This window comes from Methylosinus sp. R-45379, from assembly GCF_001644125.1.
Classification (GTDB): Bacteria; Pseudomonadota; Alphaproteobacteria; order Rhizobiales; family Beijerinckiaceae; genus Methylosinus.
This window is the reverse complement of the sequence record NZ_LUUM01000035.1, coordinates 26,665-41,477: the sequence shown is the minus strand read 5'-3', so window position 1 is coordinate 41,477 and position 14,813 is coordinate 26,665. Positions and strand designations below refer to the sequence as shown.

The following is a 14,813-nucleotide window of genomic DNA, read 5'->3' as shown; positions in this document are numbered from 1 at the left end:
GGCCGCGCTCGCGGCGCTCGATCTATGAAGAGAATAGGAGCTGATTTTTTCTGCGCAAGAGGGGCGATCAGCTCGAGCGCGTCATTTCTGGAAATCGCGCGAGAAAGGCGCGCAGCACGACGAGCTGATCCGCCGCGCGGCGCTTCAGCCCGAGATCCAGAAAGCCGTCGAGATCGGCGACAATGAGGTCGCGCACCACGGCCGGCCCATGGCCGAGCCCGAGAAGATAGGACGCCAGCAGCGCCTCATGCTGCGCCGAAGGCCGCACGCCGAACATGGCCTCATTAGAGGTGGGCGTCAGATCGAAAGCTCCGTCACGCATCGAACTGCTCCCCTCGAGTCCGCCCGCGACACTCCGTCGCGCTTGCTGCTTAGGTATGCGTTTTCGCGCATATGCGAAATCAAGGGGAACTACCTATTCAATGCGATGCTTACGCTCTCCGCAGCCGCGCCAAGCCGGCGTCGAGATCCTCCTTCAGATCGTCCAGATCCTCGAGCCCGATCGAGAGCCTTATCGCCGGACCGCCGGGCGCCCATTCAGTCGCGGTGCGATAGGAGCCGCAATCGAAGGGCAGAGCGAGGCTCTCGAAGCCGCCCCAGGAATAGCCGAGGCCGAACAGCTCGAGCCCATCCAGCATGGCGGCGACGGCCTCCGACGGAACCGGCTTCAAGATGAAGGAGAACAATCCGGTCGAGCCGAGAAAGTCGCGCTTCCACAAAGCGTGGTCGGCGTGGTTCTCGAGAGCGGGATGGATCACCTCGGCGACCTCCTCGCGCTCGGCGAGCCAGCGCGCCATCTCGAGGCCGGCGCGCTCCGCCTCGCGCAGACGCAATTCCATTGTGCGCATGCCGCGCAGCGCGAGAAAGACATCCTCGGGACCGGGGCAGATGGCGAAGGCGTTGTAGGTGGCGCGCAGACGCTTGGCCCATTTCTCATTCGCCGAGACGAGGCCGAGAAGAAGATCGGAATGGCCGGCGAGATATTTGGTGCCGGCCTCTATGGCGAGATCGACCCCGCGCTCATGCGGCGGAAAGAAGAGCGGCGTCGCCCAAGTGTTGTCGAGGACGACGCAGGCGCCGCGCGCATGGGCGACCTCGGCGATGGCGGGAATGTCCTGCACCTCGAGCGTTTGCGAGCCGGGCGACTCGGTCAAAATGGCCGTCGTGTTCGGCCGCATCAGCGCGGCGATGTCGGCGCCGATGCGCGGATCGTAATAGGTCGTTTCGACGCCGAGGCGCTTCAGCACGCTGTCGCAGAACATGCGCGCCGGCAGATAGCAGGAATCGGTGACGAGCAGATGGTCGCCGGCCTTCAGCGCCGTCAGCAGAGCGAGGGTGATCGCAGCGAGGCCGGAGGGGACGGCGACCGCATCCGCCGCGCCGGCGACGTCGATCCAAGCCTCCTCGAGCGCGCGCGTCGTCGGCGTGCCCTTGGTGGCGTAAGTATAGGCGCCGCGATTGGCGAGCAGGGACGCCGTGTCGGGAAACAGCACGGTGGAGCCGCGATAGATCGGCGTGTTGACGAAGCCGAATTGCTCGGAGGGCTCGCGCCCGGCGTGGACCAGGCGGGTGCGGCTTTTCTTTTTTCGCCCAGATTGTCCTCTAGTCTCGCTCATGTCTCGCTCATCGGCCTTTCTGCGAACGCAATTGCGGCGGCTTCGTCCGCGCCGCAGTATAGACTGTTCGCGCAGGACATGGGCGAAAGAGGAGCAATTGTCCAATGATCGCCGGTCGCCCGAGCCCAATCCAGAGTCGGACATGATCTCTCGCCTGTTCCGCAACATTCTCATCGCGGGCGCTCTGCTGCTCGCCGCCGGCGCCGACGCCTCGACGCTCGAGCAAGCGCAAAAGCGCGGCTTTCTGATCTGCGGCGCGAGCAATGGCCTGCCGGGCTTCGCGCATCAGGACGAGGCCGGCCGCTGGAGCGGCTTCGACGTCGATTTCTGCCGCGCGCTCGCCGCCGCCATTTTCGACGATCCAGAAAAAATGCGCTTCGTGACGCTCTCCGCCAAGGATCGCGTGAAGGCGCTACAATCGGGAGTCATGGATCTCCTGGCGCGCGGCGCCGCCTGGACTCTGGCGCGCGACGCCGGGCAGGGACTCTCCTATGCGGCGATCAGCTTTTTCGACGGACAGGGATTTCTCGCGCGCAAAAAATCCGTCGCCGCGCTGCGCGATCTCGGCGGCCTCTCCGTCTGCGTGCAGCAGGGTACGCCCTTCGAGCTCGATCTCGTCGATTTTCATCGCGAGGGCGTGAAGCCGATCGAGCCCAAGCTGTTCCCGACATTCGAGGAGGCGGCCAAGGCCTATTCCGAGGCCAAATGCGAGGCGCTGACCGCCGATCTCTCGACGCTCGCCGCCAAGCGGCAAGAGTTGGCCGCGCCCGCCGAACATGCGATTCTGCCCGAGCTCATCGACAAGGAGCCGCTCGGCCCCATCGTGCGGCAAGGCGACGACCAATGGTTCGACATCGTGCGCTGGACGCATTTCGCCATGGTCGATGCGGAAGAGCTGGGCGTGACCTCCGCCAATGCAGATGAGCAGCTGAAATCGGCCGATCCGCGCGTGCGGCGCCTGCTCGGCGTCGACGGCGGCCGCGTCGACGGGCTGGGGCTCGAGGCCGATTGGGCCTATCGCATCGTCAAGCATGTCGGCAATTACGGCGAGGTCTTCGAGCGCAATCTCGGCGCCGGCTCGCCCATCGGCCTGGAGCGCCGGCTCAACGCGCTGTGGACCAAGGGCGGGCTGATATATGCGCCGCCGGTGCGGTAAGCGGGAATATGGAGCCGGACTTTCTCGATCCTCGCGCCAGCGCGGCGGCGCAATGGGCGCCATTGGCGCGTTTCGCCATCGCCGAGGCGCGCCTCGCGCGCTGGGCGTCGCAGCGGCCATTGCGGCGCCTGACGTACGAGTTTCTACGCTTCGGCGTGAAGCAGGCGTGGTCGTGCCTGTTCGGTTTTCTGATGGTTGGGCTGCTGATCGCGACGCATTTCTTCTATCCGCGCGAATTTGTCCTCGCGCGCTATGATTTTCTCTTCCTCGCCGCGCTCGCTATTCAGGCGCTGCTGCTCGCGACGCGGTTCGAGAGCCTGCAGGAAGCCAAGGTGATCCTGCTGTTTCATCTCGTCGGCACGGCGATGGAGGTGTTCAAGACTGCGGTCGGCTCCTGGATCTACCCCGATCCGGCCTTTTTCCGCATCGGCGGCGTTCCGCTCTTCACCGGCTTTATGTATGCGGCGATCGGCAGCTATATGATGCGCGCCTGGATGGTGTTCGATTTCCGCTTCATCCGCCATCCTCCGATTTGGATGGTCGCCACGCTCGCCGTGGCGATCTACGCCAATTTCTTCCTGCACCATTACCTGTGGGATTTGCGGATCGCGCTGTACGCGGGGACAGCGGCGCTGTTTGCGCGCACCTGGATTTTCTACCGCGTGCATCATAGCTGGCGGTCGATGCCGCTGCTGCTGGCGGCGCTGCTCGCCGCGAGCTTCATCTTTCTCGCCGAGAATATCGGAACCTTCACGCGCACATGGCTCTATCCGAGCCAGCTCGCGGTCTGGTCGCCGGTCGGCGCGGCCAAGCTCGGCTCATGGTTCTTGTTGCAGATCGTGAGCTATGCGCTGGTCATCGCAGTCAAGCAGCCGCGCGAGCCGGACGCCGAGCCGCTGGAGCTTTCACGCGAGCGTCATCGCCGCCGCTTGGCGGATCATTCCGCGCCTGTGAGCTGAGCCTTTTGCGCGCGCTCCCACCAGGCGAGGAGCGCATCGAGATCATGCGCGAGGAACTCCGCCAGAGGGCCGGCGAATTGGCGCCACTCCTCGACGTAATGCGGCGACACCGCCGTCACCACGGGAACCTTGGCCAGCATGGAAGCGCGGAATGCGTCGGCGAGGCCGCCGCGCGAGGCCTCCTGCTTGCTGAACTTGCTGATGACGACGAGATCGACGCCCTCGGCGACGCGCCGCTCTATCGAGGCGCAAGCGAGCGCCAATTCGCTCGAGTCGAGATTGCAGGCGACCGAGCCGGCCCCCAAATCCTGCGAGATCGCATAGAGCGCGCCATCGGCGACGTCACGCAGCACGATGCGGCTGCGGCCGGTCGCTTCGTCGAGGATGCGCGCCTGAGTGACGCCGGCGACGCGCGCTCCGCTCTCGGCGAGACGCTGCGCGAAATCGGCGATCAGCGCCTGCGCCTGAGCGCTCGGCTCGCCGGGAAGGGCGGCGATCGGCGCCGTTGCAGGCAAGGAAGCATAAAGGGTCATTTCGGGTTTTCCGGGTAAGGGCCTCACGTCGCGATTTCTGTCGAAAGACGCGGCGGACTCGCCTATCCTCGCGTGATCGGCGGAGCGGGCCGGCCTTGCTCGGCGAGGCTCGCGCCTCTTGTCATTCCGGGGCGGCGACCGATCTGATATAAACGGTCAGGGACGCGACGTGAACAGCCGTGAGCGATGAACGAGGCAATGCGCCGCTTTCTCCCTCTGCGCGGGCGCAGGCGGTGGAAGCGTTCATTCGGGAGGCGCGGCGCGTCGGCGCTGCGGCCGAGCGGGGCCGGCTGATCTTCGCGCTCGACGCCACCATGAGCCGCCAGCCGACATGGGATCTCGCGCAATCGCTGCAGGGCCGCATGTTCGAGGAGACGGCGGCGCTCGGCGGGCTCGATGTCCAGCTCGTGTTCTTTCGCGGCTTCGGCGAGTGCCGCGCATCGGGCTTCGTCGGCGGCGGGCAGGGGCTCGCGGCGCTGATGGCGAAAATCTCTTGCCGCGGCGGCCGCACGCAGATCGGCAAAGTGTTTCGCCATGCGCTCGAGGAGACGAGCGCGCGTCGCATCGGCGCTCTCGTCTTCGTCGGCGACGCGATGGAGGAAAATGCCGACGAGCTCTGTGAGCTCGCTGGCAGGCTTGGCCTTCTCGGCGTGAAGGCCTTCATGTTCCACGAGGGCGCCGATGCGCAGGCCGGCGCCGCCTTTCGCGAGATCGCGCGGCTGACCGGCGGAGCCTACGCCGCTTTCGACGCCTCGGCGCCGCGCCGTCTCGCCGAGCTTTTGTCCGCTGCGGCGGCTTATGCGGCGGGCGGGCTGGCCGAGCTCGAACGGCGCGCTACAAAAGGCGAAGACGCTGCACGTCTTCTTTTGTCACAAATGGGGTGAGGAGCCCGCTTCATGCCGGTTCTGATCGGATTTCTCGCATTGGTGCTCGCGCTCTACGGATTGCGCATGTTCACGCGCGCTTCGCCGGCGGCCATGGCCCGCATCATTCGCAAGGGGGGCGGCGCGGCGACGATCGCGCTCGGCCTGTTCTTCATTCTGCGCGGGCGCATCGACATAGGCCTGCTGCTGGCCTCGGCCGGCATGTGGCTCTATGGCGCATTCTCGCGCGGGGTGAAGCGTTTTGGTCACGGCACTGCCGGGGCCGGCGTCTCGCGCGTGCGCTCGGCCATGATCGAGATGGAGCTCGATCATGCGAGCGGCGCCATTCGCGGCGCCATTCTCGCCGGCAAGGACGAAGGCAAAAGGCTCGACGCGCTGACGCGGACGGCGGTGATGGAGCTCTACCGCCACTGCCGCAGCGTCGATCCTGAGGGCGCGCGTCTTCTAGAGGTGTATCTCGACCGCCGGTTTGCCGGCTGGCGTCAGACACGAGACGGTGGACGCGACTCGCGGGGAGCGGATACGGGCGGCGTCGGACCAGGCCGCCGCGGCGGCACGATTTCGGAAGATGAGGCCTATGAAATTCTGGGCCTCAAAAAGGGAGCGGCGCGCGAGGACATCGCGCGGGCGCATCGCGATCTGATGAAGAAGCTTCATCCGGACCATGGCGGGACGACTGATCTCGCGGCTCGGGTGAACGAAGCCAAAGATGTCCTCATGCGTCGTCATCATCATTGAAGCTCGGCCTTGTTCGCTCAATGCGCGTCGCTTTTTGGAAAAATAAGGTCCGTCGATCAATTCTTCGTCGCGAAACAGGAGAAGCCCGAGCGCTTCAGAGCGCGACAGGCGGTCTCCGCGCTTTTCTCCTCGAGCCCGGCAAAACGGGCGCGATAGAGCGTCCCTCTCCCTTTCTGCACCTTCTCGGTGAAGGCCTTGGCGGTGGCCGGCACGCCCTTGGCGCGGGCGCGCGAGAGCAGCTGCTGCGCCTTTTCGGCGTCGTCGGTGGCGCCGATCTGAATCATCCAGCCCGAGTGAATCGGACGCGCCTGATCGGTCTTGGACAATTCCGCGCGATCGCTGCGGGCGACCAGCGTGCGATCGGCGTCGGACATGCGCGCCGGCAGAGCGGTCGGCGTCGTCGCCGAGGCGACCTTCGTTCCATGACCGGCCTTGGCGGCGGTCGATCCATCGGCCGTCGCATGAACGCCGTCACGCCGGGACGGCTCGGGCTGATGGCGAGCGCCGCGTTCTTGCGCCGGCTCCGCAGCCTTTTGGCCGCCGGCGACGAAAGCCGGACGAATCTTATCGCCGCGCACGGGCGTCGGAACGGCGAGAAGCGGCGGCGCCGAGGCGAGCGCCATCGCCGGCGCAACGCGCGGGGCGGGCGCAGCAGGAGCGGTGACGGCGGCCGCGACGACAGGCGCCTCGTCCTTCTCCTCCTCGGCGGCCTCGACGCGAGCGATCGGAGCCGGAGCGGGCTCGCCCTCGGTGATGGCGCGCGCCGTGCGGACAGGGGCGCCGTCGTCGATATGCTCGGAGATGAGGCCGGCCATCACGCGGTCGCGGGAGGCGGCGGTGCGGCCGCCCATGACGACGGCGACGATATGATGTCCGTCGCGCCGCACCGAGGTCAGCAGATTGAAGCCCGAGGCGTGAGTGTAGCCGGTCTTGATGCCGTCGACGCCGCGAATCTGCCCGAGCAGATGATTGTGATTGCGGTGCGACTGGCCGCGCCAGACGAAGGCGTGGGTGGAGAAATAGTGATAATAGCGCGGGAAGCGGTCCTGGATCGCGCGGCCGAGCACGGAGAGATCATGCGCCGTGGTGATCTGCTCGTCATTGGGCAGGCCGGAGGCGTTGGCGTAATGCGTGCGGCCCATGCCGAGCTGATGCGCCTTATGCGTCATCATCTCGGCGAAGCTCTCCTCGTCCCCGGCGATATTCTCGGCGATGGCCGCTGCGATGTCGTTCGCCGATTTGGTGACGACGGCCTTGATGGCGCTCTCGACGTCGATCGTCTGGCCGGGCGCGAGGCCGAGCTTGGTCGGCGCCTGCGACGCAGCATGGGCGGAAATGACGAGCGGCGAGTCGAGCCGCAGCCTTCCCTTCTCGAGCTGCTCGAACAGAAGATAGAGCGTCATCACTTTGGTGACGGAGGCGGGATGGCGCAGCTCGTGCTCATTGCGCGCATAGAGCGTGCGACCGCTATTGGCGTCGACCACGATCGCGGCGAAGGCGGGACCGCCGCCGGCCTCAGAATGGCCGCGCCGCGCCGCATGGGCGAGATGCGCGCCGCCGCGGCGATGGTGCGCCGCGTGATGGATGAAGGAGTGACGCGCGTGATAGGCGCGGCCGGAATGATGATGACGTCTGGCCTCCGCCGGAAATGCGAAAAGCGCCGATAGGGCGGCCAGAGCCGTCAGAGCCGCTACCCACTTCCAACGCTCGAGCCCGCCGGCGACGCCACGCTTCGTCATCTATCCTGATCCCGCTCACTTGCCCCATCATGCGCTCGCGGCGGCCCGGTCAGCGTGGGCGTTGCCGAAAAGTCACATGATTACAATCTTACCGATGCGAGGTTACCCCCTGGTTAAGGCGAAAGGCGTTCGGGATTGTGGTTTTGCATCGCAACATTGTCGTTGACTTCGATTGTGCAATGCATATAAGTTTATCCTGTCAACTGAGCGCATGGAGTCCGCCACGGGGCGAAGGCCGAAAGGCGCTCGATACGAGGACGAGACCGATGGTTGCCACTTTCGAAAGCGTTCAGCAGCTGGGCAAGGAGCAATTCGAAGCCGTGTCCGCGGCGACGGCGGCCCTCACCAAGGGCTGGCAGACCATTGCGGCGGAGACGACCGACTATTCGAAGAAGTCCTTCGAAAAGAGCCGCCTCCTCGCTGAAAAGCTGATTGGCGTCAAGAAGATCGACGAAGCCCTCCAGTTGCAGTCGGATTACGCCAAGGGCGCGTACGAGGATTTCGTGGCCGAGGCGACCAAGCTCGGCGAGCTCTATTCCAGCCTCGCGAAGGAAGCGTTCAAGCCGGTCGAAGCGGCGGCGACGAAAGTCTATTCCGCGGGCGAGTAATCGCCGGCCAGACGCGTCCTCGACAAGAGTCTCGGAAAAGCCGGGTGGACCTCCTCCGCCCGGCTTTTCATTTATCGGCTCTGCGGCGCCGCAGTAGAATCACCAAGCCTGTGCGTAAAATCCAGGGGGCGCGACGCGCGAGTTGCGAATCCCGGCGCTGCGGCGCGATATGATCGCCGGGGACGCGAGAGGCGTCGCAGGAGGCGGTCGAAATGAGCGCGATCGACGCAGTCGGCTTCGTTCATCTACATCTTCACACCGCTTTCTCGCTGCGCGAGGGCGCGCTGACCCTCTCGCGCGTCATCGATCTGGCCCAGAAGGACCAGATGCCGGCGCTGGCCGTCACCGACACCGATAATCTCTTCGGCGCGCTGGAGTTTTCGGAAAAGGCCGCCAAAGCCGGCGTGCAGCCGATCCCCGGCGTGCAGCTCAATGTCGATTTCGGCGACGGAACTCAGAACGTGGCGGGCGGCTCCGACGGGCGCGGCCATATCGTGCTGATCGCGCAGTCGGAGCAGGGCTATTCCAATCTGATGCGGCTCGCCTCGCGCGCCTATCTCGAGCCGGAGCAGGGCGAGGCCTCCCATGTCTCGCTGGCGAGCCTCGCTGCGAGCAGCGAGGGACTGATCGCCCTCACCGGCGGCTCGGAGGGCGGGATCGACACGCTCTTCGCCAAGGGCAGGGCGGAGCAGGCGCTCGCCCGTCTCGAGGTGCTGCTGCCGCTCTTCGACGGCCGGCTCTATGTCGAGATTCAGCGCCACGGCCTCGATCAGCAGCGGCGCGTCGAGCCGCAATTGCTCGATCTCGCCTATCGGCGCGGCCTGCCTCTGGTCGCCACCAACGAGCCCTTTTTCGCCACGGCGGCGGATTTCGAGGCGCATGACGCGCTGCTCTGCATCGCCGAGGGCACAGTGACCAGCGTCGCCGAGCGCCGGCGGCTCTCGCCACAGCACTATTTCAAGACGCGCAAGGAGATGCGCGAGCTCTTCGCCGATCTCCGCGAGGCGACGGATTCGACGGTCGAGATCGCGCGCCGTGCGGCCTTCCGCCCGCTGACGCGTAAGCCCATCATGCCGCGCTTCATGCTGGACGGGGAAGGGGGCGGGGAATCCCTCGAGGATATAGAGGCGCGCGAATTGCGCCGGCAGGCGAAGGAAGGCCTCGAGGCGCGCCTCCTCGTGCAGCCGCCCGCGCCGGGGCAGACGCGCGAGACCTATGACGCGCGCCTCGAATTCGAGCTCGACACGATCGAGAAGATGCGCTTTCCCGGCTACTTCCTGATCGTCTCGGACTTCATCAAATATGCGAAATCACAAGGGATTCCGGTCGGGCCGGGGCGCGGCTCGGGCGCCGGATCGCTGGTCGCCTATGCGCTGACCATCACCGATCTCGATCCTCTGCGCTTCGGCCTCTTCTTCGAGCGCTTCCTCAATCCCGAACGCATGTCGATGCCGGATTTCGACATCGACTTCTGCCAAACGCGACGCGGCGAGGTCATCGATTATGTCCGCGAGCGCTATGGCGCCGAGAAGGTGGCGCAGATCATCACCTTCGGCTCGTTCCTCGCGCGCGGCGTGCTGCGCAGCGTCGGCCGCGTGCTGGAAATGCCGCTGGGGCAGGTCGATAAGCTCGCCAAGCTGGTGCCGCAGAACCCCGCCAAGCCGGTGACTTTGGCCGAGGCCGTCGCCGGCGAGCAGAAATTGCGCGAGGCGATCGACGAGGACGGAAAGGTCGCCCGCCTGTTCAAAATCGCGGCGGCGCTCGAAGGGCTCTATTCCAACGCCTCGACCCATGCCGCTGGCGTCGTCATCGGCGACCGGCCGCTCGACGCGCTGGTGCCGCTCTATCGCGATCCCAAATCCGATATGCCGGCCACCCAGTTCAATATGAAATGGGTGGAGCCGGCCGGCCTCATCAAATTCGACTTCCTCGGCCTCAAGACGCTGACCGTGCTGGCCACCGCCGTCGATCTGGTGCGCCGGCGCGCGCCGGATTTCGATCTCGCCGGCATCCCGCTCGACGACAAAGAGACCTACGAAATGCTCGGGCGCGGCGAGACGGTGGGCGTGTTCCAGCTGGAAAGCGCGGGCATGCGCAAGGCGCTGGTCGAGATGCACGCCGATCATTTCGAGGACATCATCGCTCTCGTCGCCCTCTACCGGCCGGGTCCTATGGCCAATATCCCGACCTATTGCGCGGTGAAGCTCGGCGATGAGGAGCCCGATTACATCCATCCCAAGATCGAGCACATCTTAAAGGAGACATTCGGTGTCATCATCTACCAGGAGCAGGTGATGCAGATCGCTCAGGTGCTCTCCGGCTATTCGCTGGGCGAGGCCGATCTGCTCCGCCGCGCCATGGGCAAGAAGATCAAGGCCGAGATGGACGCCCAGCGCGAGCGCTTCGTCACCGGCGCGGTGGAGCGCGGGCTCACGGCGCAAAAGGCCAGCGATATCTTCGACCTGCTGGCGAAATTCGCCGATTACGGCTTCAACAAGAGCCATGCGGCGGCCTATGCGCTGATCGCCTATCAGACGGCCTGGTTCAAGGCGCATTATCCGGTGGAGTTTTTGGCCGCCTCCATGACGCTGGACAAGGGCAACACCGACAAGCTGGCCGAATTCCGCAATGAGGCGCGGCGGCTCGGCATTGCGGTGGAGCCGCCTTCCATCCGCCGCTCGGGCGTCGATTTCGACGTCGCGCCCGGCGCCGACGGCAATCTCGCCATTCGCTATGCGCTCTCCGCCGTGAAGGGCGTCGGCGAGGGGCAGGCCGAGTCGATCGTGCGCACGCGCGGCGCCGCGCCTTTCCGCAATCTCTCGGAGTTCGCGCGACGGATCAATCCGCGCGAGGTCAATAAGAAGGTGCTGGAGAATCTCGCCTGCTGCGGCGCCTTCGACGAGCTGGACGCCGACCGCGCCCGCGTCGTCGGCGCGATCGAGACTGTGCTCGCCTGCGCCAATCGCTGCGCCGAGGATAGGCAGGCCGGGCAGAACGCGCTGTTCGGCGGCGCGGAGGCGGAGGAGGATCTGGTCCTGCCCAAGAGCCAGCCCTGGACCGCGTCGGAAAAGCTGAAGCGCGAATTCGACGCCGCCGGCTTCTTCCTCTCCGGCCATCCGCTCGACGCCTATGCGAGCGTGCTCGGCCGGCTGCGGCTGACGCGCTGGGCGGAGTTCATCATCGCGGTGAAGCGCGGCGCGAGCGCCGGGCGGCTCGCCGCGGTGGTGCTCGACCGCGCCGAGCGGCGCACCAAATCGGGCTCGAAAATGGGCGTGGTCCAGCTCTCGGACGACAGCGGGCAATATGAGGCGATCCTGTTTCAGGAAGGGCTCAACCAGTATCGTGACCTTTTGGAGAAGGGCGCGACCGTGCTGGTGACGCTCTCCGCCGCGCTCGAGGGCGAGGATGTGCGGGCGCGCATCACCGAGGTGCAGCCGCTCGCGGCGGCAGCCGCCAAGGCGCAAAAAGGGCTGCGCATCTTCCTTCAGGACGCCGCGCCGCTCGATGCGCTGAAGTCGCGGCTGACGACGCGCGGCGAGGGCGAGGTGTCGATCGTCGTGGCGCTGGAGCGCATGGCGAGCGAGGTGGAGATCAAGCTGCCGGGCGGATATTCGGTCTCGGCCGATGTCGCCGGGGCGCTGAAGACAATCCCCGGCGTGCTCGCCGTGGAGCATGTGTGAGGCGTGGGATATAGCTCATCTAAGGCATTAGGTATTAGTGCTTATTTATTGAGATAACTAAGTAATATATCTGATATGAAGCTTCGCCTGGGCGATCTGGCCGCAGCCTGCGACGCCGCGCCTCTTCTTGTCGGGGCGCGAGGCTCCTATCTTGGAACAGGGACCGCGTGATGCGGCGCCCGGTCGATCGGGATGGCGGAAATGGACGCTGCGATCGCTTTTCTCGGAAGGCTCGACGCGGGCTTTCTGCCCCTCGTCGTCATCGGCGCGCTCGGCGGCTGGCTCGTCGGCGCCCTGCTGCGCAGCTCCGATCAGCTCTTCGCCGATATGGCGATCGGCGTCGTCGGCGCGTGGCTCGGAGCGCAATTCGCCGAGTTCTGCGGGCTCGCTCTCGATGCCTCGCTCGGCCATTTCCTCGCCGGCCTGCTCGGGTCCATAATCAGCGTCTCGCTCTGGGCGCGAGTCGACGGCGGAACTCCCCTCCGGCCGGACCAAAGGCCGAGACATTAGGCAAGCCATGACCGTCCTTCTCGATCTTCTCAACGACGACCCGCGCAAGCGTGAAGCGGCCGCCGTCCGCCATCCGGAAAAAGCGCATCGGCCGGATACGCCGCTCGCGCGCAAGCCGGAGTGGATCAGGGTCAAGGCGCCGGGCTCGGCGGCCTGGCGCGAGACCGGGGCGATCCTGCGCGGCGGCGGACTCTCCACCGTCTGCCAGGAGGCCTCCTGCCCGAATATCGGCGAGTGCTGGGAGAAAAAGCACGCGACCTTCCTCGTCATGGGGTCGGTCTGCACGCGCGCCTGCGCCTTCTGCAATGTCGCGACCGGCCTGCCGTCCGCGCTCGATCCCACCGAGCCGGAGCGGGTGGCGGAGGCGACCGCCAAGCTCGGCCTCTCCCATGTGGTGGTCACGTCGGTCGACCGCGACGATCTCGAGGACGGCGGGGCGGGGCATATCGCGCAGACGATCCTCGCGATACGCGCCGCCTGTCCGACAACGACGATCGAGGTGCTGACGCCGGACTTTCTCCGCAAGGAGGGCGCGCTCGAAAAAATCGTCGCGGCGCGGCCGGATGTGTTCAACCATAATCTCGAGACTGTGCCGTCGCTCTATGTGACGGTGCGGCCGGGCGCTCGTTATTTCCATTCGCTTCGGCTGCTGCAGCGGGTCAAGGAGCTCGATCCCACGATCTTCACCAAATCCGGACTGATGGTCGGGCTCGGCGAAGGACGCAACGAGATCCTCCAGGTGATGGACGATCTGCGCGTGGCCGATGTGGACTTCCTCACCATCGGCCAATATCTGCAGCCGACCCGCAAGCATCACGAGGTCGTTCGCTTCGTGACGCCGCAGGAATTCGAGGCTTTCACGACGATCGCCTACGCCAAAGGCTTCTCGATGGTTTCGGCTTCGCCGCTCACCCGCTCCTCGCACCATGCGGGCGCGGATTTCGAGCGGCTGCGAGAGAAGAGGCTCGCCGCGTCTCGATGATCTCCTTCAGCGCGGCGGCGTTGTTCATCTCCGGCGCGCGGGAGGCGAAGAGAAGCGTCACGACGTGGCCCCGTCCGAGCGCACGCAGACGTTTCAGCTCCTGCGGGCAGGTCTCGCGCAGCTCGCTGGCGTAGCGGGTCTTGAACTCCCGCCAGCGCTGCGGCGCATGGGCGTACCAGCGGCGCAGAGCGTCGCTCGGCGCGACGAGTCGATCCCATTCGTCGAGCGCGGCCTTCGCTTTCGAGAGTCCGCGCGGCCACAGGCGGTCGACGAGGATGCGCTTGCCGTCCGCAGCGCTCGCCGGCTCATAGGCGCGCTTGATCTTGAACATGCTTTTCCTCAGGGTCGAAGCCCCCTGGGGAGCGACATAGGGCGCGAGGCGCTCGCGTCGCGCGGACGAAAAGGCCGTTTTCGCGCCTTCTGCAATAGTGGTAATAGCTTCGCCCATGAAGAGCTTCCGCAACCGCCGCCGCGTGAATTTCCGCGCCGACGACATGTTCGCCCTGGTCAGGGATGTCGAATCCTATCCGAAATTCGTGCCGCTCTGCGAGGCGCTGCGCGTGCGCCGCCGCAGCACGACGGAGGAGGGGGTGGAGGTCATCCTCGCGGAGATGCAGGTGGGCTTCAAGGCGGTGTGCGAGCGCTTCACCAGTCGCGTGACCTGTGACCCGAACAAGCGCGAGATCCTCGTCGAATATGTCGACGGCCCGTTCAAGAAGCTCGAGAACCGCTGGACCTTCACCGACGAGCCGGGCGGGCCGGAGGGCGGCGCGCGCTCGGTCGTCGATTTCTACATTAATTACGAGTTCCGCAGCCGCACGCTGGGGCTGGTGATGGGGGCGATGTTCGACTCCGCCTTCCACAAATATTCGGACGCTTTCGTCAAGCGCGCCGGCGAGGTCTACGGCCGCCGCTGAGCGGCAGCGATCATCAGCTCCAGCGCTTGGGCGACCGAGGCTTCCCTTATCGCCTCGCGCGTCTCGGGGCCGAAGCGGCGCTCGATATGCTCCACCCCAAAGCCCTTGCGCAGGCAGGCGAAATGGACGAGGCCCACGGGCTTCTCCGCGCTGCCGCCGCCCGGGCCGGCTATGCCGGTGATCGAGACGGCGATATCGGCGAAGGAGCGCTCCACCGCGCCGCTCGCCATGGCCCGCGCCGTCTCGGCGCTGACGGCGCCATAGCGCTCGAGAATCTCGTGCGGGACGCCGAGCATCTCCTCCTTGGCCGCGTTGGAATAGGTGACGAAGCCGCGATCGAAGGCGTCCGAGGAGCCGGCGATATCGGTGATCGCCCCGGCGACGAGCCCGCCGGTGCAGGATTCGGCGGTCGCGAGGCGCAGAGACTGCGCGCGGCAGAGATCGAGGAGGCGCTCGGCGAGGCGAGAGAGATCGGGGGCGGCCATGAGCAG

The 14,813-nt window shown here is 66.0% G+C and carries 15 protein-coding genes; 9 read left to right on the top strand and 6 right to left on the bottom strand.

Going from position 1 to position 14,813, the window contains the following annotated elements; all coding sequences use genetic code 11:
* Positions 1 to 67: 67 nt before the first annotated feature.
* Entirely contained in the window at positions 68 to 322 is a 255-nt protein-coding gene (locus A1351_RS02315; protein ID WP_024879989.1) for a hypothetical protein, read from the bottom strand.
* A gap of 109 nt (positions 323 to 431) precedes the next feature.
* A complete protein-coding gene (gene metC / locus A1351_RS02310) occupies positions 432 to 1,616 on the bottom strand; it encodes a cystathionine beta-lyase (RefSeq protein ID WP_024879988.1) in 1,185 nt (394 codons plus the stop codon).
* A gap of 97 nt (positions 1,617 to 1,713) precedes the next feature.
* Between metC and A1351_RS02305 the strand changes: the two genes are divergently transcribed.
* Together A1351_RS02305 and A1351_RS02300 are read left to right on the top strand one after the other, a co-directional pair.
* Complete coding sequence (locus A1351_RS02305) at positions 1,714 to 2,772, top strand: amino acid ABC transporter substrate-binding protein (RefSeq protein ID WP_245291557.1); 1,059 nt, start codon at positions 1,714 to 1,716, stop codon at positions 2,770 to 2,772.
* An 8-nt stretch (positions 2,773 to 2,780) separates the two neighbouring features.
* On the top strand, positions 2,781 to 3,731 hold the full coding sequence (locus tag A1351_RS02300) for a DUF817 domain-containing protein (RefSeq protein ID WP_024879986.1): 951 nt from the start codon (positions 2,781 to 2,783) through the stop codon (positions 3,729 to 3,731).
* Here A1351_RS02300 and A1351_RS02295 read toward each other — a convergent pair.
* A complete protein-coding gene (locus A1351_RS02295) occupies positions 3,710 to 4,264 on the bottom strand; it encodes a DUF2478 domain-containing protein (protein WP_064032044.1) in 555 nt (184 codons plus the stop codon). The two genes, A1351_RS02300 and A1351_RS02295, sit on opposite strands and share 22 nt — an antisense overlap.
* A 179-nt stretch (positions 4,265 to 4,443) precedes the next feature.
* Here A1351_RS02295 and A1351_RS02290 point away from each other — a divergent pair, with 179 nt between their 5' ends.
* Both A1351_RS02290 and A1351_RS02285 read left to right on the top strand, forming a co-directional pair.
* Positions 4,444 to 5,148, top strand: a complete 705-nt coding sequence (locus A1351_RS02290) for a hypothetical protein (RefSeq protein ID WP_036290878.1) — start codon at positions 4,444 to 4,446, stop codon at positions 5,146 to 5,148.
* Positions 5,149 to 5,160: 12 nt separating this feature from the next.
* Positions 5,161 to 5,886, top strand: coding sequence for a DnaJ domain-containing protein (locus A1351_RS02285; protein WP_024879983.1), 726 nt, complete (start codon positions 5,161 to 5,163; stop codon positions 5,884 to 5,886).
* A gap of 56 nt (positions 5,887 to 5,942) precedes the next feature.
* Here the strand turns inward: A1351_RS02285 and A1351_RS02280 are convergent, their stop codons facing one another.
* A complete protein-coding gene (locus A1351_RS02280; protein ID WP_064032043.1) occupies positions 5,943 to 7,625 on the bottom strand; it encodes an SPOR domain-containing protein in 1,683 nt (560 codons plus the stop codon).
* 266 nt (positions 7,626 to 7,891) lie between these two features.
* Here A1351_RS02280 and A1351_RS02275 point away from each other — a divergent pair, with 266 nt between their 5' ends.
* The 4 genes from A1351_RS02275 to lipA all read left to right on the top strand — a co-directional run bounded on the left by A1351_RS02275 (position 7,892) and on the right by lipA (position 13,405).
* Positions 7,892 to 8,233, top strand: coding sequence for a phasin family protein (locus A1351_RS02275; protein ID WP_024879981.1), 342 nt, complete (start codon positions 7,892 to 7,894; stop codon positions 8,231 to 8,233).
* A gap of 212 nt (positions 8,234 to 8,445) precedes the next feature.
* A complete protein-coding gene (gene dnaE, locus A1351_RS02270) occupies positions 8,446 to 11,913 on the top strand; it encodes a DNA polymerase III subunit alpha (RefSeq protein WP_064032042.1) in 3,468 nt (1,155 codons plus the stop codon).
* A 201-nt stretch (positions 11,914 to 12,114) separates the two neighbouring features.
* Positions 12,115 to 12,423: a GlsB/YeaQ/YmgE family stress response membrane protein gene (locus tag A1351_RS02265; RefSeq protein ID WP_157096050.1), complete on the top strand. Its 309-nt coding sequence runs from the start codon at positions 12,115 to 12,117 to the stop codon at positions 12,421 to 12,423.
* Between the two features lie 7 nt (positions 12,424 to 12,430).
* Positions 12,431 to 13,405 carry a lipoyl synthase gene (gene lipA, locus A1351_RS02260; RefSeq protein WP_064032041.1) on the top strand — a complete coding sequence of 325 codons (975 nt, stop codon included), beginning with the start codon at positions 12,431 to 12,433 and terminating at the stop codon, positions 13,403 to 13,405.
* Here lipA and A1351_RS02255 read toward each other — a convergent pair.
* Complete coding sequence (locus A1351_RS02255) at positions 13,332 to 13,736, bottom strand: DUF488 domain-containing protein (protein ID WP_024879977.1); 405 nt, start codon at positions 13,734 to 13,736, stop codon at positions 13,332 to 13,334. The two genes, lipA and A1351_RS02255, sit on opposite strands and share 74 nt — an antisense overlap.
* A 115-nt stretch (positions 13,737 to 13,851) precedes the next feature.
* Between A1351_RS02255 and A1351_RS02250 the strand changes: the two genes are divergently transcribed.
* Positions 13,852 to 14,322 (top strand): type II toxin-antitoxin system RatA family toxin, encoded by a 471-nt coding sequence (locus A1351_RS02250; RefSeq protein WP_024879976.1) that lies wholly within the window; start codon positions 13,852 to 13,854, stop codon positions 14,320 to 14,322.
* On the opposite strand, the gene A1351_RS02245 is transcribed toward A1351_RS02250, so the two are convergent.
* The gene (locus tag A1351_RS02245) at positions 14,307 to 14,807 is read right to left on the bottom strand and encodes a CinA family protein (protein WP_064032040.1); all 501 of its coding nucleotides are present in this window, start codon (positions 14,805 to 14,807) and stop codon (positions 14,307 to 14,309) included. The two genes, A1351_RS02250 and A1351_RS02245, sit on opposite strands and share 16 nt — an antisense overlap.
* Between the last annotated feature and the right edge of the window lie 6 nt (positions 14,808 to 14,813).

Coding starts and splice junctions, on each gene's coding strand:
- A1351_RS02315 (WP_024879989.1), bottom strand. CDS start 322: ATGCGTGACGGAGCTTTCGATCTGACGCCCACCTCTAATGAGGCCATG.
- metC (WP_024879988.1), bottom strand. CDS start 1,616: ATGAGCGAGACTAGAGGACAATCTGGGCGAAAAAAGAAAAGCCGCACC.
- A1351_RS02300 (WP_024879986.1), top strand. CDS start 2,781: ATGGAGCCGGACTTTCTCGATCCTCGCGCCAGCGCGGCGGCGCAATGG.
- A1351_RS02295 (WP_064032044.1), bottom strand. CDS start 4,264: ATGACCCTTTATGCTTCCTTGCCTGCAACGGCGCCGATCGCCGCCCTT.
- A1351_RS02285 (WP_024879983.1), top strand. CDS start 5,161: ATGCCGGTTCTGATCGGATTTCTCGCATTGGTGCTCGCGCTCTACGGA.
- A1351_RS02280 (WP_064032043.1), bottom strand. CDS start 7,625: ATGACGAAGCGTGGCGTCGCCGGCGGGCTCGAGCGTTGGAAGTGGGTA.
- A1351_RS02275 (WP_024879981.1), top strand. CDS start 7,892: ATGGTTGCCACTTTCGAAAGCGTTCAGCAGCTGGGCAAGGAGCAATTC.
- dnaE (WP_064032042.1), top strand. CDS start 8,446: ATGAGCGCGATCGACGCAGTCGGCTTCGTTCATCTACATCTTCACACC.
- A1351_RS02265 (WP_157096050.1), top strand. CDS start 12,115: ATGGACGCTGCGATCGCTTTTCTCGGAAGGCTCGACGCGGGCTTTCTG.
- lipA (WP_064032041.1), top strand. CDS start 12,431: ATGACCGTCCTTCTCGATCTTCTCAACGACGACCCGCGCAAGCGTGAA.
- A1351_RS02255 (WP_024879977.1), bottom strand. CDS start 13,736: ATGTTCAAGATCAAGCGCGCCTATGAGCCGGCGAGCGCTGCGGACGGC.
- A1351_RS02250 (WP_024879976.1), top strand. CDS start 13,852: ATGAAGAGCTTCCGCAACCGCCGCCGCGTGAATTTCCGCGCCGACGAC.
- A1351_RS02245 (WP_064032040.1), bottom strand. CDS start 14,807: ATGGCCGCCCCCGATCTCTCTCGCCTCGCCGAGCGCCTCCTCGATCTC.